The sequence below is a fragment of the Halopseudomonas salina genome (assembly GCF_008641105.1).
Genome location: NZ_VTTI01000005.1, coordinates 237358 through 254054, shown reverse-complemented (window position 1 = coordinate 254054; position 16697 = coordinate 237358). Strand labels below are relative to the sequence as shown.

Annotated in this window: 14 protein-coding genes; 7 read left to right on the top strand and 7 right to left on the bottom strand. The window is 58.7% G+C overall.

The features are described from left to right. The first annotated feature begins 3 nt into the window (after window positions 1-3). From FZF01_RS10445 to FZF01_RS10435, 3 genes are read left to right on the top strand one after another with little or no spacing between them, the layout of a single operon-like run. Window positions 4-807, top strand: a complete 804-nt coding sequence (locus tag FZF01_RS10445; RefSeq protein ID WP_150278206.1) for an ABC transporter ATP-binding protein — start codon at window positions 4-6, stop codon at window positions 805-807. Next, on the top strand, window positions 807-1742 hold the full coding sequence (locus tag FZF01_RS10440) for an MlaD family protein (protein ID WP_150278103.1): 936 nt from the start codon (window positions 807-809) through the stop codon (window positions 1740-1742). The genes FZF01_RS10445 and FZF01_RS10440 overlap by 1 nt, the downstream gene beginning before the upstream one ends. Beyond that, window positions 1739-2374, top strand: coding sequence for an ABC-type transport auxiliary lipoprotein family protein (locus tag FZF01_RS10435; protein ID WP_150278102.1), 636 nt, complete (start codon window positions 1739-1741; stop codon window positions 2372-2374). The genes FZF01_RS10440 and FZF01_RS10435 overlap by 4 nt, the downstream gene beginning before the upstream one ends. 42 nt (window positions 2375-2416) lie before the next feature. Here FZF01_RS10435 and FZF01_RS10430 read toward each other — a convergent pair whose 3' ends face one another. From FZF01_RS10430 to guaB, 3 genes are all read right to left on the bottom strand, one after another. Next, window positions 2417-2890 carry a DUF4112 domain-containing protein gene (locus tag FZF01_RS10430; protein WP_150278101.1) on the bottom strand — a complete coding sequence of 158 codons (474 nt, stop codon included), beginning with the start codon at window positions 2888-2890 and terminating at the stop codon, window positions 2417-2419. A gap of 63 nt (window positions 2891-2953) precedes the next feature. Further along, entirely contained in the window at window positions 2954-4534 is a 1581-nt protein-coding gene (gene guaA / locus FZF01_RS10425) for a glutamine-hydrolyzing GMP synthase (RefSeq protein ID WP_150278100.1), read from the bottom strand. Window positions 4535-4664: 130 nt separating this feature from the next. Next, complete coding sequence (guaB, locus tag FZF01_RS10420) at window positions 4665-6134, bottom strand: IMP dehydrogenase (RefSeq protein ID WP_150278099.1); 1470 nt, start codon at window positions 6132-6134, stop codon at window positions 4665-4667. Between the two features lie 124 nt (window positions 6135-6258). Between guaB and xseA the strand changes: the two genes are divergently transcribed. The 4 genes from xseA (at window position 6259) to FZF01_RS10400 (ending at window position 11969) form a co-directional block, all read left to right on the top strand. Beyond that, window positions 6259-7641: an exodeoxyribonuclease VII large subunit gene (xseA, locus tag FZF01_RS10415; protein ID WP_150278098.1), complete on the top strand. Its 1383-nt coding sequence runs from the start codon at window positions 6259-6261 to the stop codon at window positions 7639-7641. A gap of 2 nt (window positions 7642-7643) precedes the next feature. After that, window positions 7644-8477: a peptidoglycan DD-metalloendopeptidase family protein gene (locus FZF01_RS10410; RefSeq protein ID WP_150278097.1), complete on the top strand. Its 834-nt coding sequence runs from the start codon at window positions 7644-7646 to the stop codon at window positions 8475-8477. A 528-nt stretch (window positions 8478-9005) separates the two neighbouring features. Continuing rightward, window positions 9006-10676 (top strand): 2-isopropylmalate synthase, encoded by a 1671-nt coding sequence (gene leuA / locus FZF01_RS10405; RefSeq protein ID WP_150278096.1) that lies wholly within the window; start codon window positions 9006-9008, stop codon window positions 10674-10676. Window positions 10677-10853: 177 nt separating this feature from the next. Next, a complete protein-coding gene (locus tag FZF01_RS10400) occupies window positions 10854-11969 on the top strand; it encodes an alkene reductase (RefSeq protein WP_150278095.1) in 1116 nt (371 codons plus the stop codon). A 74-nt stretch (window positions 11970-12043) separates the two neighbouring features. On the opposite strand, the gene der is transcribed toward FZF01_RS10400, so the two are convergent. The 4 genes from der to hisS all read right to left on the bottom strand — a co-directional run bounded on the left by der (window position 12044) and on the right by hisS (window position 16695). Further along, on the bottom strand, window positions 12044-13498 hold the full coding sequence (gene der / locus FZF01_RS10395) for a ribosome biogenesis GTPase Der (RefSeq protein WP_150278094.1): 1455 nt from the start codon (window positions 13496-13498) through the stop codon (window positions 12044-12046). Window positions 13499-13593: 95 nt separating this feature from the next. Further along, window positions 13594-14706, bottom strand: a complete 1113-nt coding sequence (gene bamB, locus FZF01_RS10390) for an outer membrane protein assembly factor BamB (RefSeq protein WP_150278205.1) — start codon at window positions 14704-14706, stop codon at window positions 13594-13596. Window positions 14707-14738: 32 nt separating this feature from the next. Next, window positions 14739-15380 carry a YfgM family protein gene (locus FZF01_RS10385; protein ID WP_223825472.1) on the bottom strand — a complete coding sequence of 214 codons (642 nt, stop codon included), beginning with the start codon at window positions 15378-15380 and terminating at the stop codon, window positions 14739-14741. A 37-nt stretch (window positions 15381-15417) separates the two neighbouring features. Continuing rightward, entirely contained in the window at window positions 15418-16695 is a 1278-nt protein-coding gene (gene hisS / locus FZF01_RS10380; protein WP_263363770.1) for a histidine--tRNA ligase, read from the bottom strand. Window positions 16696-16697: the final 2 nt, after the last annotated feature.

Below are 16697 nucleotides of genomic sequence, written 5' to 3'. Positions count from 1 at the left end.
GATATTACTGGGAATGAACCGCTGATCCGCGTGCGCGGATTGCTCAATCAGTTTGGCACGCAGACCATTCATGAGAATCTCGACCTCGACATTTACCGCGGGGAAATTCTTGGCGTTGTTGGCGGCTCCGGCAGCGGCAAATCGGTACTACTGCGCTCGATTCTGGGCCTGAGGCGCCCCACCGGAGGCCGGGTCGAGGTCTTCGGCGAGGACCTGCAGACCCTTGATGACGAGGCTCGATCTCAGCATGAGCGGCGCTTCGGTGTGCTGTTTCAGCAAGGCGCGCTGTTTTCTTCAATGACCGTGGCTGAGAATATTGCCCTCCCCCTGATTGAGCATGGCGGCCTGAGTCGCGCTGATGCCGAACACCTGGCGCAAATGAAGATTGCCCTCACCGGGCTACCCGCAACCGCTGCGGGCAAATATCCGTCGGAATTATCAGGCGGCATGATCAAGCGTGCAGCACTGGCGCGCGCACTTGCCCTGGACCCGGATATACTATTCCTGGATGAGCCCACAGCCGGCCTGGACCCCATTGGCGCAGCGGCGTTTGATGAGCTTATTCGAACTCTGCGCGATGCGCTGGGTCTGAGTGTATTCCTGGTGACGCATGACCTTGATACGCTCTACGCAATCTGCGACAGGATTGCCGTGTTATCCCAGAAGAAAGTACTGGTAGCCGACACCCTCGAACGAGTGGCTGCCGTAGACGATCCGTGGATACAGGATTACTTCCATGGCCCCAGAGGCCGCGCCGCGGCCGATGCGACCGAACGTAACAGACACCAGCCGGAGCATGACCGCTGATGGAAACCCGCGCTCACCACGTGCTGATTGGACTCTTTACGCTGCTCGCTGCCGGCGCGGCAATAATATTTGCGCTATGGCTTGGCAGTGCGGCCACCAGCCGCGAATACAAGGAATATATTGTCGTCTTCAACGAGGCTGTTACGGGTCTGTCACGCGGCAGCGCTGTGCAGTACAGCGGCATCAAGGTCGGCGACATCCACTCGCTGCAACTCGACCCCGAAGACCCGCGCCGCGTTCTGGCGCGAATCCGGGTAGGCACGGACGTGCCTATCAAGGAAAACACGCGGGCGCGCCTGTCCTTCACCGGCATTACCGGAAACTCGGTCATCGAGCTGAGCCATGGCACCCCTGGCAGCCCGCTGCTGACCAGCAAGAAAGGGCCTCCAGTCATCGTTGCCGCGCCCTCACCTATATCTTCATTACTGGCCGACGGGGAAGACCTGATGACCAACGTCAACCAACTGATGTCCAATGCCCGAAGCATTCTGTCAGATGAGAATGCCGACAGTATTGGCCGCACCCTGACAAACGTCGAACGCGCAACAGGTGGCATTGCAGCCCAGAGCGAGAGCCTCACACTACTGCTCGATGAACTGACCAGAGCCAGCGAACAGGTTAATGAAACGCTGCAACGTAGCAGTGAGCTGGTCGCAAGTGCCGACAAGCTTCTCAATCAGCAAGGCGCACGCACGCTGAACCAGGCCGAGGAGGCACTCACCTCGATCGCCAGTACCAGTGGCACTCTGGAGAGCTTGCTGAACGACAACAGCGAGGCTTTCACCTCCGGCATGCAGGGGCTTTCTCAGCTGGAACCGGCCATCAACGAGCTGCGCGCTACCCTTGGCTCCCTGCGCACCATAACGCGCCGCCTGGAAGACAATCCCACGCGCTTCATATTGGGTCGCGACAGCATGGAGGAGTTCGAACCTTGAAACAGAGCCACCGCAAACTACTTACCGGCGCCGTTTTGTCGAGCACCTTTTGGCTTACCGCGTGCACCGTCTTCCCGGAAGCAGAATCCCTGAAGGTCTACCAGTTGCCGGCACCGGGCATGAGCGCCTCGGCCAACACCGTTCTACCGCTTTCGCTTCGCATCGGCACACCTCGGGCTGGCTCCGTACTCAGCAGCCCACGCATAGTGGTCAACCCACGGGGTAACGAACTGCAGAACTACAAGGGCGCCCGCTGGTCCGACCCGGCACCCGCGCTATTGCGCGACCATCTGGCCCAGGCCTTCGAGCAAAGCGGCGCGCTCATGGCAGTGAGCACTGACGAAAACTCGTTCAGTGCCGATATTCACATGAGTAGTGACCTACGCCGCTTCCAGGTTATATACGCAGACGCCGGACCTTTTGTCGTCATCGAGCTGAACGCCCGACTGATTGACCCCTCCAGCAGAAACATTCTCGCCAGCAGGACATTCATCGCTCAACAGCCATTGGCCTCTGAGGCTATTACCGGGGTGGTAGATGCTTTCAAACAAGCTTCGGATGCCCTTGCCGTCCAGCTGATCGAATGGACGGGACAAAAGCTCTCCAGCCAGCTCATGAGCTCAGGGGAGTAAACGGACAGCGAGTCGCCTGAGCCGGACGAACCGCCCTCTGGCTCAGGCACCCACTGCATTGAACAGGGCTTGAAGTAACAGCACTAACAGATAGCCAACCAGAACCACCAACCCCAGAAGCGCAGCACTCAGGCCCCAGACAAAAACCCGACTGGTAACCTCTGTCTCCCGCGGGCTATCCAGATAGCGATTAAGCAGGCTTACATTCCGATTATTGGCTTTCCAGGCAAAATCGAACAGATCGCCAACCAGGGGCACTGCCCCTACGACAGTATCAACCAGCACGTTGAAAGCCATTTTCAGCAACAGGGTCTTGGGCGCACCCATGCGCGCAGCCTCCGAGATGACCACGCTGGAAATCAGGGCCGAGATAACGTCGCCAACGCCTGGAATCAGGCCAATCAGACCATCCAGACCAAATCGCGCATTGAAGCCTGGCACCTTGATCGAGCTGTCGAGAAACCACGCCAGGCGCTCGAGCTTCTTCCGGGTTTTCTCATTGCCTTGGTCACGCATATCCAGTCTCCCTCAATTGTTCAGGTGAGACCCGGTTTTGCCGCACAAGGTCCCGCAGCGCGATCATTCCCACTCGATCGTTGCAGGCGGCTTGCTGGAGATATCGTAGGTCACCCGGGATACGCCGGTAATTTCGTTGATGATACGGTTGGAGACCGTCTCCAGAAACTCGTAGGGCAGGTGCGCCCAGCGCGCAGTCATGAAGTCGATGGTTTCCACAGCGCGCAGCGCAATTACCCACTCATAGCGGCGGGCATCGCCCACAACACCGACAGAGCGCACGGGCAGGAAGACAGCGAATGCCTGGCTGGTCTTGTGGTACAGGTCGGCCCGACGCAGCTCCTCGATAAAGATATGGTCTGCACGACGCAAGATGTCAGCGTATTCCTTGCGCACTTCAGCAAGGATCCGCACTCCCAGGCCCGGGCCCGGGAAGGGATGACGGTAGACCATGTCGAAGGGCAGACCCAATTCCAGACCAATCTTGCGCACCTCGTCCTTGAACAGCTCGCGCAGTGGCTCGACCAGCTCGAATGCCATATCGTCGGGCAGCCCGCCGACGTTGTGATGGGACTTGATCACATGGGCCTTACCGTTCTTCGAGCCGGCTGATTCGATCACGTCAGGATAGATAGTGCCCTGGGCCAGGTACTTCACGCCCTGAAGCTTGGTCGCTTCATCATCGAACACTTCGATAAAGGTGCGGCCGATGATCTTGCGCTTTTCCTCCGGGTCGGTCACACCCAGCAGACGCGAGAGGAACTTCTCCTCGGCGTTGACGCGGATCACCTTCACACCCATGTTCTCGGCAAACATCGCCATTACCTGTTCACCCTCTTGCAGGCGAAGCAGGCCGTTATCCACGAACACACAGGTCAATTGATCGCCAATCGCCTGGTGCAGCAGGGCCGCAACCACAGACGAGTCCACACCACCGGACAGACCCAGCAGCACGTTATCCTTGCCCACCTGGGCCTGCACGTTGCTGATGGCGTCTTCGACGATATTGGACGGGGTCCAGAGGGCTTCACATGCACACAGCTCGAGAATGAAGCGCGACAGCATGCGCAGACCCTGACGGGTGTGTGTCACCTCAGGATGGAACTGCAGACCGTAGAAATGGCGCTTTTCGTCGCCCATCGCGGCAATCGGGCAGCTCGGGGTGCTGGCAAGGATATGGAAATCAGTCGGTAGCTCGATGACCTTGTCACCATGACTCATCCAGACGTCCAGACTGAGCAGGCCATCACCATCCACGTGATCCTCGATACCGGCCAGGAAGTCACTCTTGCCGACGATATCCACCCGCGCGTAACCGAATTCGTGCTTGTCCGAACCCTGAACCTTGCCACCCAGTTGCTCGGCCATGGTCTGCATGCCGTAGCAGATGCCGAGCACCGGCACGCCGAGCGTGAACACGATCTCAGGAGCTCGCGGTGAACCTGGCAGCGGAACAGATTCCGGCCCACCGGCCAGAATGATGCCCTTGGGGGCAAAATCACGAATCTCGTTCTCGTCCATATCCCAGGCGCGAATCTCACAATACACGCCTATCTCCCGTACGCGACGAGCAATCAACTGGGTGTACTGAGAACCGAAGTCCAGAATCAGGATGCGGTGGGCATGAATATCTTGATGGACCATAGGGCAGGCTCTCTGAAGGACGTTACGCAAAAATTAGGATAGCAGTACTTGTGCAGTGCCGGAGGCGTAAATACCGGCTGGCATGACATGCTCGATCAGCTGTCACACCAGCAGCACAGACAATGATTACTCAACTAACTCGGTAGTTGGGTGCTTCCTTGGTGATCTGCACATCGTGAACGTGGGACTCACTCATACCGGCGTTGGTGATACGTACAAACTGGGGCTTGGTACGCATCTCCAGCATATTGCGACTGCCGGTGTAACCCATTGATGCACGCAAACCACCCATCAGCTGGTGAATGATCGCAGCCAACGAACCCTTGTAAGGCACGCGGCCCTCGATACCCTCTGGCACCAGCTTCTCGGCGCCGGCACTGGAGTCCTGGAAATAGCGATCCGAAGAACCCTGGCTGCCTGACATTGCACCCATGGAACCCATGCCGCGGTAAGCCTTGTAGGAGCGGCCCTGGAAAAGTTCGACCTCGCCAGGCGCTTCTTCAGTACCAGCAAACATCGAACCCATCATGACGACCGACGCACCAGCGGCGATCGCCTTGGACAGATCACCGGAGAAACGGATACCGCCGTCAGCGATAACCGGAACGTCGTGATCCTTGAGCGCGGTGGCGACATCAGCGATGGCAGAAATCTGGGGAACGCCGACACCGGCGACAATACGTGTTGTGCAGATCGAACCCGGGCCGATGCCTACCTTGACCGCATCGGCGCCCGCCTCAACCAGGGCCAGCGCGGCCTCGGCGGTCGCGATGTTACCGCCAACCACCTGGATGTCCGGGTAGTTTTCCTTGACCCAACGTACGCGATCAAGGACGCCGCGGGAGTGTCCATGGGCCGTATCAACTACCACCACGTCAACACCGGCAGCTGCCAACGCCGCAACGCGATCAGGGGTATCGGCACCGGTACCCACAGCCGCGCCGACCAGCAAACGACCCTGGTCGTCCTTGGTAGCGTTGGGGTAGGCGCGGGCTTTTTCGATGTCCTTGACGGTCATCATGCCCTTGAGGCGGAATTCATCATCAACTATCAGGACCTTCTCGATCCGATGACGGTGCAGCAACTCACGCACCGCGCCGGCGCTGACACCTTCCTTCACGGTAACTAGCTTGTCTTTGCCGGTCATTACTTCTCGGACCAGGGCTTCCATGCGAATTTCAAAACGCACATCGCGGGCGGTGACAATCCCCACCAGTTCCCCGTTGGACAGCACGGGAACGCCGGAAATATTGTTTACGCGAGTCAGCTCGACCAGCTCGCCAACCGTAGCGTCTGCATCGATGGTGATCGGATCCTTCACTACGCCGGATTCGAATTTCTTCACCTTGCGTACTTCGGCAGCCTGCTGATCAACAGTCATGTTCTTGTGGATAATACCCATGCCGCCTTCCTGAGCCATGGCGATAGCCAGACGGGCTTCGGTGACGGTGTCCATGGCAGCAGACAGCAGAGGGATATTGAGTTCGATGCGCCGGGTGAGCCGGGACTTGAGGCTGACGTCTTTCGGCATGACCTCGGAATAACCGGGCACAAGCAGAACATCGTCAAAGGTTAGGGCTTCTTGGCTTACACGTAGCATAGCAGGGCTCCCGAGCGGGAAAATGGAAGCAGGGCATTATACCCGCCACGCCCAATACGCTCAATGAGTATCGCATTGCAACTCGATTATTCTCTGCAGCGCGCCAGCAGGCTAAGATGGGCGCATGAATGATGATGCCCTGTTCCAACGCCTGACCAAAGAACGCGACGTGCTCAGCGTCAGCCAGCTCAATGCCCGCGCGCGCAGCCTGCTCGAGGATGTATTCCCGCAGATATGGGTCGAGGGTGAGCTGTCCAACCTCGCCCGCCCCTCCTCCGGTCACTTGTATTTCAGCCTGAAGGACAGCAAGGCGCAGATCCGCTGCGCCTTCTTCCGTCAGCACGCCAGCCGCGTGCGCATGGCGCTGAGTGACGGCCTGCAGGTAAGGGTGCGTGGACGTGTCAGTCTGTATGAAGGCCGCGGCGATTATCAACTGATAGTCGACAGCATGGAATCGGCCGGTGACGGGGCACTGCGCATGGCTTTTGATGCACTCAAGGCCAAATTGCAGGAAGAGGGCCTGTTTGCCGTTGAACGCAAACGCCCCCTCCCCACGCATCCCAAACGCATCGGCGTTATTACCTCACCGAGCGGGGCCGCAGTAAGAGATATCATCAGCGTTTTTGGTCGCCGCGCACCCTTTATCGAACTGGTGGTAGTGCCCACGCCAGTCCAGGGTCGTGACGCAGCACCGCAGATTGTCCGCGCACTCCAACTGGCCGACCGGTCAGGCTTCGACGCCTTGATCGTCGCCCGCGGCGGTGGCTCGCTGGAGGATCTATGGCCATTCAATGAAGAGATGGTCGCCCGCGCACTGGCGGCCTGCCAAACCCCCACGGTCAGTGCGGTTGGCCACGAAACCGACGTCTCAATCTGCGATTTCATCGCCGACGTGCGCGCCCCTACCCCGTCGGCGGCGGCAGAACTGCTCAGCCCTGATCAACAGGCCATGCTGCAACAGGTCGAGCGCGCCCACCGGCAATTACGCCAATGCCTGCGTGACCGTTTGGCCCGGGAACATCTGCGCCTGGAAAACCTGCGTCGCCGCCTGCGTCATCCCGGCGAACGCCTGGCCCAGCAAGCCCAGCGCCTGGACGAACTTGAGTTGCGCCTCAAGCGCGGCATGCGCCAGCATCTGAACCAGGTAGGCCAGCGCAGCGAACGTTTGCAAGCGCGCCTGCAGGCTCAGCATCCCGGCAGGCACCTGGCACTGTTGCGCCAACGCCTCGACCAACTCGACCAGCGTCTGCCCCGCGCCATGACACAAAATCTGCAGCACCGGCGCCAACGTCTGGACGGTCTCGCCCAAACTCTGAATGTGGTCAGCCCTCTGGCCACCCTCGGCCGCGGCTACAGCATTCTGTTCGACCAACAGGGCAAACCGCTACGCAGCCAGGCCGACGCCAAACCAGGCCAGCGCGTCGAGGCGCAGCTCAGCGACGGCCGATTGGCCCTGCGCGTGGAGGACAATCTCGACGCCCCTCACACCCTCCCCTTACTGGATTAACCATGCCACTCAAGCGCCTGATCATTCTGTTCTGCCTGGCCGTATCGGCGCTTCCAGCCCAGGCGGAAGGCTTTATTACCCGGCTGTTGAACAAGCCGGTCCCTGGCGGCGTAGCCGTCGTTACCCTCCCAGAGCAATCCGAAGCGCCCCGCGCGCAGTATCAGAACCAGCCACTGCTGGTAATACGCGAAGACGGTCAACGCTGGATCGCCATCGCCGGCATCCCGCTGGCGGTGAAACCCGGTACCGAGCATATCGAGACAGAGGGCGGGCAAAAAATTGCGTTCAAGGTCTCCGACCGCAAATATCCCGAGCAGCATATCAAGCTGAAAAACCAGCAGCACGTAACGCCCGACCCCGAGCATCTCAAACGCATCAACCGCGAGCTGGACGAACAGATCAACGCCTACAAGACTTTCAGTGCCCGCCAGCCCAGCAACCTGCTATTCGACCGTCCGGTAGATGGCCGCCTATCCAGTGCCTTCGGCCTGCGCCGCTTCTTCAACGGCGAAGAGCGCAACCCCCACTCCGGCCTGGATTTCGCCGCCTCCACAGGCACTTCGATCAAAGCGCCCGCAGCCGGCCAGGTGATTCTTACGGGTGATTATTTCTTCAACGGAAAAACCGTCTTCGTTGACCACGGCCAGGGGCTCATCAGCATGTTCTGTCACCTGTCGGCGATCGATGTGCAGGTAGGAGATGAAGTCGGCCGCGGGGCACACGTCGGCAAAGTCGGCGCCACCGGCAGAGCGACAGGCCCACACCTGCACTGGAACGTCAGCCTCAACAATACACGCGTAGACCCCTCCATCTTTATTGGCGCATTCATGCCCTGAAAAATCCAATGATTCGCTGGGGTTGTGCGAAGGTCAAAATGGATTCCCGCGTTCGCGAGAATGACGAAGGTGGGGTGAGACACTAGGAGTTTTGCTTTTGACTTTTGGACAGCAAACTCAACCTCACTCCTTTGCCTGGCGAGCGCACGGCCTGGCGGGGTGCAGAAAGTGTCTGAAACAGGTCGATGATTGCTCCTGCATAATCGACACTTCCGCCATCCCTGGCGGTCGGGACTGCCGCCAAGCCTCCAGGGACGGATTCACGGCGGCTTTCGGAATCCTGCCAGGCTGGGAGCGGTGGTCACCCAGCAGCGACACCACATACCGATTCAAGGATCGCGCAAAAATCCTCCAAAACACCGCACCAAAGATACCAAAAAGCTCACCAAACGCTCTTTATTGGCGATTGCTGCCAAATTTAAAACTCGCATTGCAATAAAAACCAGCACCTATTAACTTTTACTGCAACAACACCCTATTCAGCACCCGCCCGACCCACAAGGTAAAGGGCCGAAAAGGAAGCAGACCATGAGCATGCTCAAAGACCCATCCAGCAAATATCGCGCATTCGAGCCGGTAGATATTCCCGATCGCCAGTGGCCATCGCGCACGCTTACCGAAGTACCGATCTGGTGCAGCTCCGACCTGCGCGACGGCAATCAGTCACTGATCGAGCCCATGGACCCTGCGCGCAAGCTGAAATTCTTCCAGACCCTGGTCAAGGTTGGCGTCAAGCAGATCGAAGTAGCCTTTCCATCAGCCTCCAAGGCCGACTTCGACTTTGTGCGCAGCCTGATCGACGATGGTCACATCCCCGATGACGTAACCATCCAGGTGCTCACCCAAGCGCGCGAAGATCTGATCAGACGCACCTTCGAATCCGTGCGTGGCGCCAAGAAAGCCATCATCCACGTGTACAACGCCACCGCGCCGAGCTTTCGCCGCATCGTGTTCAACCAGGACAAGAAAGGCGTCGTGGACATCGCCATCAACGCCGCCACCCTGATCAAACAGCTGGCCGCAGAACAGTCCGATACCCAATGGACCTTCCAGTACTCGCCGGAGATCTTCACCTCCACCGAACTGGAGTTTGCCGTAGAGGTCTGTGACGCCGTACTCGACGTATGGCAGCCGACGCCCGACAACAAGGTCATCCTCAATCTGCCCGCCACGGTCGAAATTGCCACACCCAATCATTATGCCGATCAGATCGAATGGTTCGGCCGGCACATCAGCCGCCGTGACAGTGTGCTGATCAGCTTGCATACCCATAACGACCGCGGCACCGGCGTCGCCGCCACAGAACTCGGCCTTCTTGCGGGAGCTGACAGGGTCGAGGGCTGCCTGTTCGGTAATGGCGAGCGCACAGGCAACGTCGACCTGGTTACCCTGGCGCTGAACTTCTATACCCAGGGCATTCATCCGCAGCTGGACTTTTCCGATATCGATGCCGTGCGCAAGGTAGTCGAAGAGTGCAACCAGCTGTCCGTGCACCCAAGACATCCCTATGTCGGTGATCTGGTGCACACCGCGTTCTCGGGTTCGCACCAGGACGCCATTCGCAAGGGCTTTGCCCAACGCAAACCCGACTCCCTGTGGGAAGTGCCCTACCTGCCGATCGACCCCGAAGATATCGGCCGCAGCTATGACGCGGTCATTCGAGTCAATAGTCAGTCAGGCAAGGGTGGTATCAGCTACCTGCTCGAGCAAGGCTATGGCATCAGCCTGCCACGCCGTATGCAGATCGAATTCAGCCAGGTTGTGCAAGGCGAAACTGACCGGCTCGGCCTGGAGATGAGTGGCGCGCAGATCCATGAGCTGCTGGATCGGGAATACGTGCAGGCAACCAGTCCCTACGCGCTGATCCGACACAGACTGCAGGAAGAAAACGGCACCAGTGCCGTCGACGTCGAGGTCCTGAACCAGGGCGAAACCTTGCACTGGCGTGGGCTGGGCAAGGGGCCTCTCGAAGCACTCGTTGCAGGGTTACCCGTATCGGTCGAGATAATGGATTACCACGAGCATTCCATTGGCTCCGGCACCAATGCCAAGGCAGCGGCCTATGTGGAAATTCGTCTTAACAGCGGCCGCCCCTTACACGGCATTGGAATCGACGAAAACCTGACCACGGCCAGCTTCCGCGCGCTGTTCAGCGCCCTCAACCGCGCCCTGCGCCAGGCCGAAGCGCAAGCTGCCTGATCGGTGCCCAACACCAACGCGCCGGGATAAAAGCTCGGCGCGTCATATCGGGTTCGCTCGCTGCAGCCGCCCCGACATATCCAGTTAAATCCCCTGCGCTTGTCAAAAGAAATGTCGCCCCCATAATACACTCCACATTCTGCACCCACTGATGCAGGCAACAAGGAGTCGTACCAGATGTCTCGATCCCCGCTTCTCACGCCCATTCGCCTGGGCAGCCTTGATCTGCCAAACCGCGTGATCATGGCACCCCTAACTCGTCAGCGAAGCAAGCAGCCTGGCAACATACCCTATGAGTTGAACGCCACCTATTACGCCCAGCGCGCCAACGCAGGCCTGATCATCAGCGAAGCTGTACAGATCAGCCCTGAAGGCCAGGGCTACGCCTGGACGCCAGGCATTCACAGCGCCGAGCAGGTTGCTGGCTGGAAACAGATTACCCAGGCCGTACATGAAGCCGATGGTCGTATTTTCCTGCAGCTGTGGCACGTGGGCCGCATCTCCCACCCGCTACTGCAGCCCGACGGCGCTGATCCTGTCGCTCCCTCGGCCATTCAGGCCAAAGCCGAGTGCTACGTTCAGGAGGCTGACGGCAGTCATCACAAGGCACCGACCGCCATGCCTCGCGCGCTTGAAACCGAGGAGCTTCCCCGGATAGTTGCCGACTATGCCAAAGCGACTCGCAACGCACTGGATGCAGATTTCGATGGTGTGGAAGTGCACGCAGCGAACGGCTACTTGCTTGATCAGTTTCTGTGCTCCAACAGCAATCAGCGGACCGACGGTTACGGCGGCAGCCTCGAGAACCGCGTGCGTCTGGTGCTGGAGGTAGTCGATGCGGTAATTGAGGCCACGGGGGACAGTGGCCGGGTCGGCATTCGCATTTCCCCCATGGGTACCTTCAACGGCGTGGACGATGCAAACCCCAGGGAAACGTTCAGTTATCTTCTGCGCGAACTCAATACACGCAATCTGGCCTATTTGCATGTCAATCGCCCTGATTGGGTCGGCGGTGTCTACGAAGGTTTTGACGCGTTACTTGAAACCCTGCGTGAGCTGTATGACGGCCGCCTGATTCTGGCTGGTGGCATGACCGCAGAGTCCGGCGCACAGGCAGTGGAAGACGGCCTGGCGGATGTGATCGCCTTTGGACGCCCCTACATCGCCAATCCTGACCTCGTTCAGCGCATCAAGGCTCGTGCGCCCTGGAACGAGATCAACCCGGCCACTCTGTATGGTGGGGCCGAGGTGGGTTATACCGATTACCCGACGATGGTTCAGACCGCATCCTGAGTCGCGCCCAATAAAAAACCCGGCCAGAGAGCCGGGTTTTTTATTGCACAGATTCAATCAGCACAGCCAATGGCTTATCGCTTCTTGTCCTTGCGCTTCTTTTCTTCTTTCTTGTGATGGCTCATCAGGCGCCGCTTCTTGTTCACCTGGCGATCGGTCAACCCTGTCTTGCGATCGGCAAAGGGATTCTCGCCGCCCTTGTACTCAACCCGAATCGGCGTACCCGCCATGCCCAGCACCTTGCGAAAGGTATTTTCCAGATACTTGGTGTAAGACTGCGGAACGTTCTCCACCTGATTGCCGTGAATGATGATGATCGGCGGATTGGAACCACCCAGGTGCGCATAGCGCAGCTTGATACGGCGACTGTTGACGACCGGCGGCTGGTGGTTGGCTACGGCATCTTCAAGGATCTGCGTCATGCGATTGGTCGGCACCTTGGTCATGGCGCTGGCAAAGGCCTTGTCGACTGACTTGTAGAGGAGCCCCACGCCACTGCCATGCAGTGCCGAAATAAAGTGCAGGTCGGCGAACTGGGCGAAAATCAGACGGCGTTGCAGCTCGATCTTCACGTAGTCTTTCTCGCGCTCATCCATGCCGTCCCATTTGTTGACAGCAATCACCAGCGCGCGCCCGGCATCCAGCACAAAGCCCAGCAGGTGCAAATCCTGCTCCACAACGCCTTCGCGGGCATCAATGACGAAGATGACCACGTTGGAATCCTCGATCGCCTGCAGGGTCTTGATCACCGAGAACTTTTCGACCGCCTCCGATACCCTGCCGCGCTTGCGCACCCCCGCAGTGTCAATCAATGTGTAGGGCTTTTCAAAGCGCTCATAGGGAATATAGATGGTGTCGCGAGTGGTGCCGGCCTGGTCGAATACCACCACCCGGTCTTCGCCGAGCATGCGGTTGACCAGGGTCGACTTGCCCACATTGGGCCTGCCGATTACCGCAATCTTTGTACCAATCGCCTCAACGATACGCGGCGCTTTACCCTCCTCGCCTTCGGCCAAAGGCTCCTGGGCAAGACTGCCAATACCATTTTCACCAAACACCATCTCGAGCATCGGATTGATGTTGCGACCATGGGCTGCGGCAATACCGATTGGCGAGCCGAGGCCGAGCTTGGAAAATTCACCCTGGATCGAATCCTGATCGGCACCGTCAATCTTGTTGGCAATAAGGTAGGTATGCTTGTTGCGCTTGCGCAGATGCTGGGCAATCAACTCGTCCGCCGCCGTTCTACCTGCGCGCGAATCGACCAGAAAGAGGACCGCATCGGCCTCTTCTATAGCCTGCAGGGACTGCCCGGCCATAATCATGTCGAGACCCTGCTCATCACCGCTGATGCCCCCGGTATCGACCAGGATATACCGCTGGCCCTGCCAGCTCGCCTCGCCGTACTGGCGATCACGGGTAAGGCCGGCTACATCGGCAACAATTGCGTCACGACTCTTGGTCAGACGATTGAATAACGTGGACTTGCCGACATTGGGCCGCCCCACGAGGGCGATTACAGGAACCATGATTACTCCGCGCACGGACTACCGTGCAATAAACGAAAACGGCCGCTGCGCCATTTCAGGGGGCAGCGGCCGGGAAAGTATAGCTTTATTTGGATCTAAGGGAGCGTCAACGCCACCAGATCACCACTATTGCCGTACACATACAGGGTGTCGCCGAGCACTATAGCGGGTGCCCGAACGCCATCACCATCCACCCGCACGCGGCCAACCATACGGCCATCGGTCTGAGCAAGCAGATGCACATAACCGTCAAAGTCGGCTACGGCGATGTAGCTGCTGAACGCTACCGGTGCAGTGAGGTTACGACGCATGAGGCTGTCGTTGACCCAGAGAGACTCGCCGCGAGACCGGTCCAGAGCTTCAACCCGCCCGTCCGCATGGCTGACATAGACACTGCCGAAACCTTCGCCGGGTCCAACCAGACTCGAAGCTTCTTTCTGCCAGCGAACAGTGCCCGACGCCACGTCAACGGCGGCAAGAGCACCCTGGTAACTGGTCACATACAGGGTCTCGTCAATCAGCAGCATTTGTCCATCAACGTCGACCATCCGCTCGAGCTCGGTACGACCCTGCGGTTGCGCGACTCGTGCCTCCATGATCGGCAAGCCGGTATCGGCCGCCAGACCCACCACTCGACCACTGGAAAGGCCCGCAAACACTCGCCCGCGGGAAATCAACGGAGTGCTGTGTCCACGAAGGGTCAGTACCGGCACACTGGATTCATAGATCCAGCGCTGGCTGCCGTCACTAATATCCAGCGCAGTGATCTTGTCATCCAGGGTCTGCACCACAACGACATCACCGTTGGTCTGCGGTGGGGCGAGGACCTCGCTCGAGACCCGTGTACGCCACATTTCCGAGCCATCCGCTTCATCCAGAACGATCACTTCGCCGTCCAGCGTACCAACCATGATACGACCGCCACCGGTGCCCACAGCACCCGAGACACGCTCATCAAGCTTGACCTGCCACATTACCTCGCCGGTATCGCGGTCCATTGCAACTACACGCCCCTTCGCGTCGGCTGCATAGAGAGTCAAACCGTCCAGCGATGGCATCAACTGGTTGTACAATTTGCCCTGGCCAGCACCAATGTTGCGTTTCCAGTTGCGCTCCAACTCTACTTCAGCGGTGAAATCCTGCAGCTCTGCCGGGGCGAGTTCTTTCTTGCCGGAACCACTGCAGCCTGCAACCAGCAGAGCCGCCATGGTTATGGCCAAATACGGGAACTTCAGTTTCACTAGGCTTCCTCCGCCAGATCATCAAGCTTCAACTGTAATTGCGGGCGTGCCTGGGGATCTTCGAGTGCCGCCAGGGCAGCCTGGTAGGCAGTACGGGCATCGTTTTCGCGACCGAGATCAAGCAACAGGTCGCCGCGTATTTCCTCACGACTGGCCAGCAAGGCACCGGTGACGTCACCGATGAGCACCTCAAGTGCTTCTTCGGCGCGATCCTGGGCGGCAAGAACGCGCGCAAGACGTTGGCGGGCGACCTCTTCCAGTACCGGATCCCCCGCATCGCCAACAATTTCATTCAGCAATTCTTCAGCTGCAGGCAGATCCTCTGCTTCCACGGCCAGTCTGGCCTGCATCAATGCAGCAAACTGGGCATAACGAGTACCGCTGTACTCGTCACGTATCTGCTCGGCCAGTTCTGCGCCGCGAGCTCGATCCTCGGTACCACCATCTGCCAACACCGACTCCAGCATTGTCTGATAGAGCGCCGAGGCGTTGGCAGCCTGGTTATCCTGATAGTTGTTCCAGCCCTGCCAGCCAAATACGCCAGCCAGGGCAATAACAACACCGGTCAGCAGAGGCACGCCGTGCTTGTTCCACAATTCCTTGATCTTTTCTACCTGTTCTTCTTCTGTCTCGTACGTCACCCCAGACTCCTTGCCTGAACGAAGCGGCTGCTTGCGCTTAAAATAATTGTTGAAGACGTGCCGGCAGCTCGTGCCAGGCAATATTTTCCTGCTGCGCATCACTGCGCAGCGGTTTGATCCCGATCTGTTCTGCCGCCGCTTCATCTTCGCCCAGAATCAGTGCAAAGAGAGCACCGGACTTGTCGGCCTTCTTGAATTGGCTCTTGAAGCTGCCGCCGCCACAATGCACGACCAGACGAACGCCCGGCAAAGCGTCACGTAGCTGTTCTGCAAGCCTGAAACTCGCAACCGCCGCTGCGTCTCCCAAAGTGACAAAGTAGACATCCACCTGTCGCGCCAGCTCGGCCGGCACCCGATCCAATGTCTGAATCAGCAGCAGCAAACGTTCAATGCCCATGGCAAAACCAACGGCTGTGGCTGGCTTGCCGCCCAATTGCTCGACCAGACCATCGTAGCGACCACCTGCACACACCGTTCCCTGAGCGCCCAGCTTGTCGGTGACCCATTCGAACACTGTCAGCCCGTAATAGTCCAGCCCGCGTACCAGGCGCGGATTGATCACGTAAGGCACACCTGCGGCATCAAGCAACGCTAGCAACCCTTCGAAGTGCAGCCGTGCGTCTTGATTCAGAAAATCGGCCAGCCGCGGCGCATCAGCCAGCAGCGCCTGAGTGGTAGGGTTCTTGCTGTCGAGCACGCGCAGCGGATTACTCTCAAGACGGCGCTGGCTGTCCTCGTCAAGCTGATCAAAACGTTCACGTAGATAAGCCACCAGCTCATCACGATAGCGGGCGCGATCGTCGCTGCTGCCAAGGCTGTTAAGCTCCAGAGTGACCGCGTCCTGCAGGCCCAGTTGCTTCCAGAGCCGCCAGCTCAACAGAATCAGTTCTGCATCAATATCCGGCCCGCTGATGTTGAAGGTTTCCACGCCAATCTGATTGAACTGACGATAGCGACCCTTCTGCGGGCGCTCGTGACGAAACATCGGGCCGGCGTACCAGACCTTCTGGCTTATGCCGCCACCCAGCAGGCCGTGCTCGAGCATGGCGCGCACACAACCGGCGGTGCCCTCCGGGCGCAATGTCAGCGAGTCGCCATTGCGATCAGCAAAGGTGTACATCTCTTTCTCGACGATATCAGTTACTTCACCAATCGAGCGCTTGAACAGCTCAGTAGGCTCGACGATCGGCATGCGCACCTGCTGGTACCCGTAACCAGTCAATAGATCAGCTACTGTTCTTTCAAAGTACTGCCATAAAGCGCTGTCGGCGGGCAGTACGTCGTTCATGCCGCGCACGGCTTGCAGGGTCTTCAATG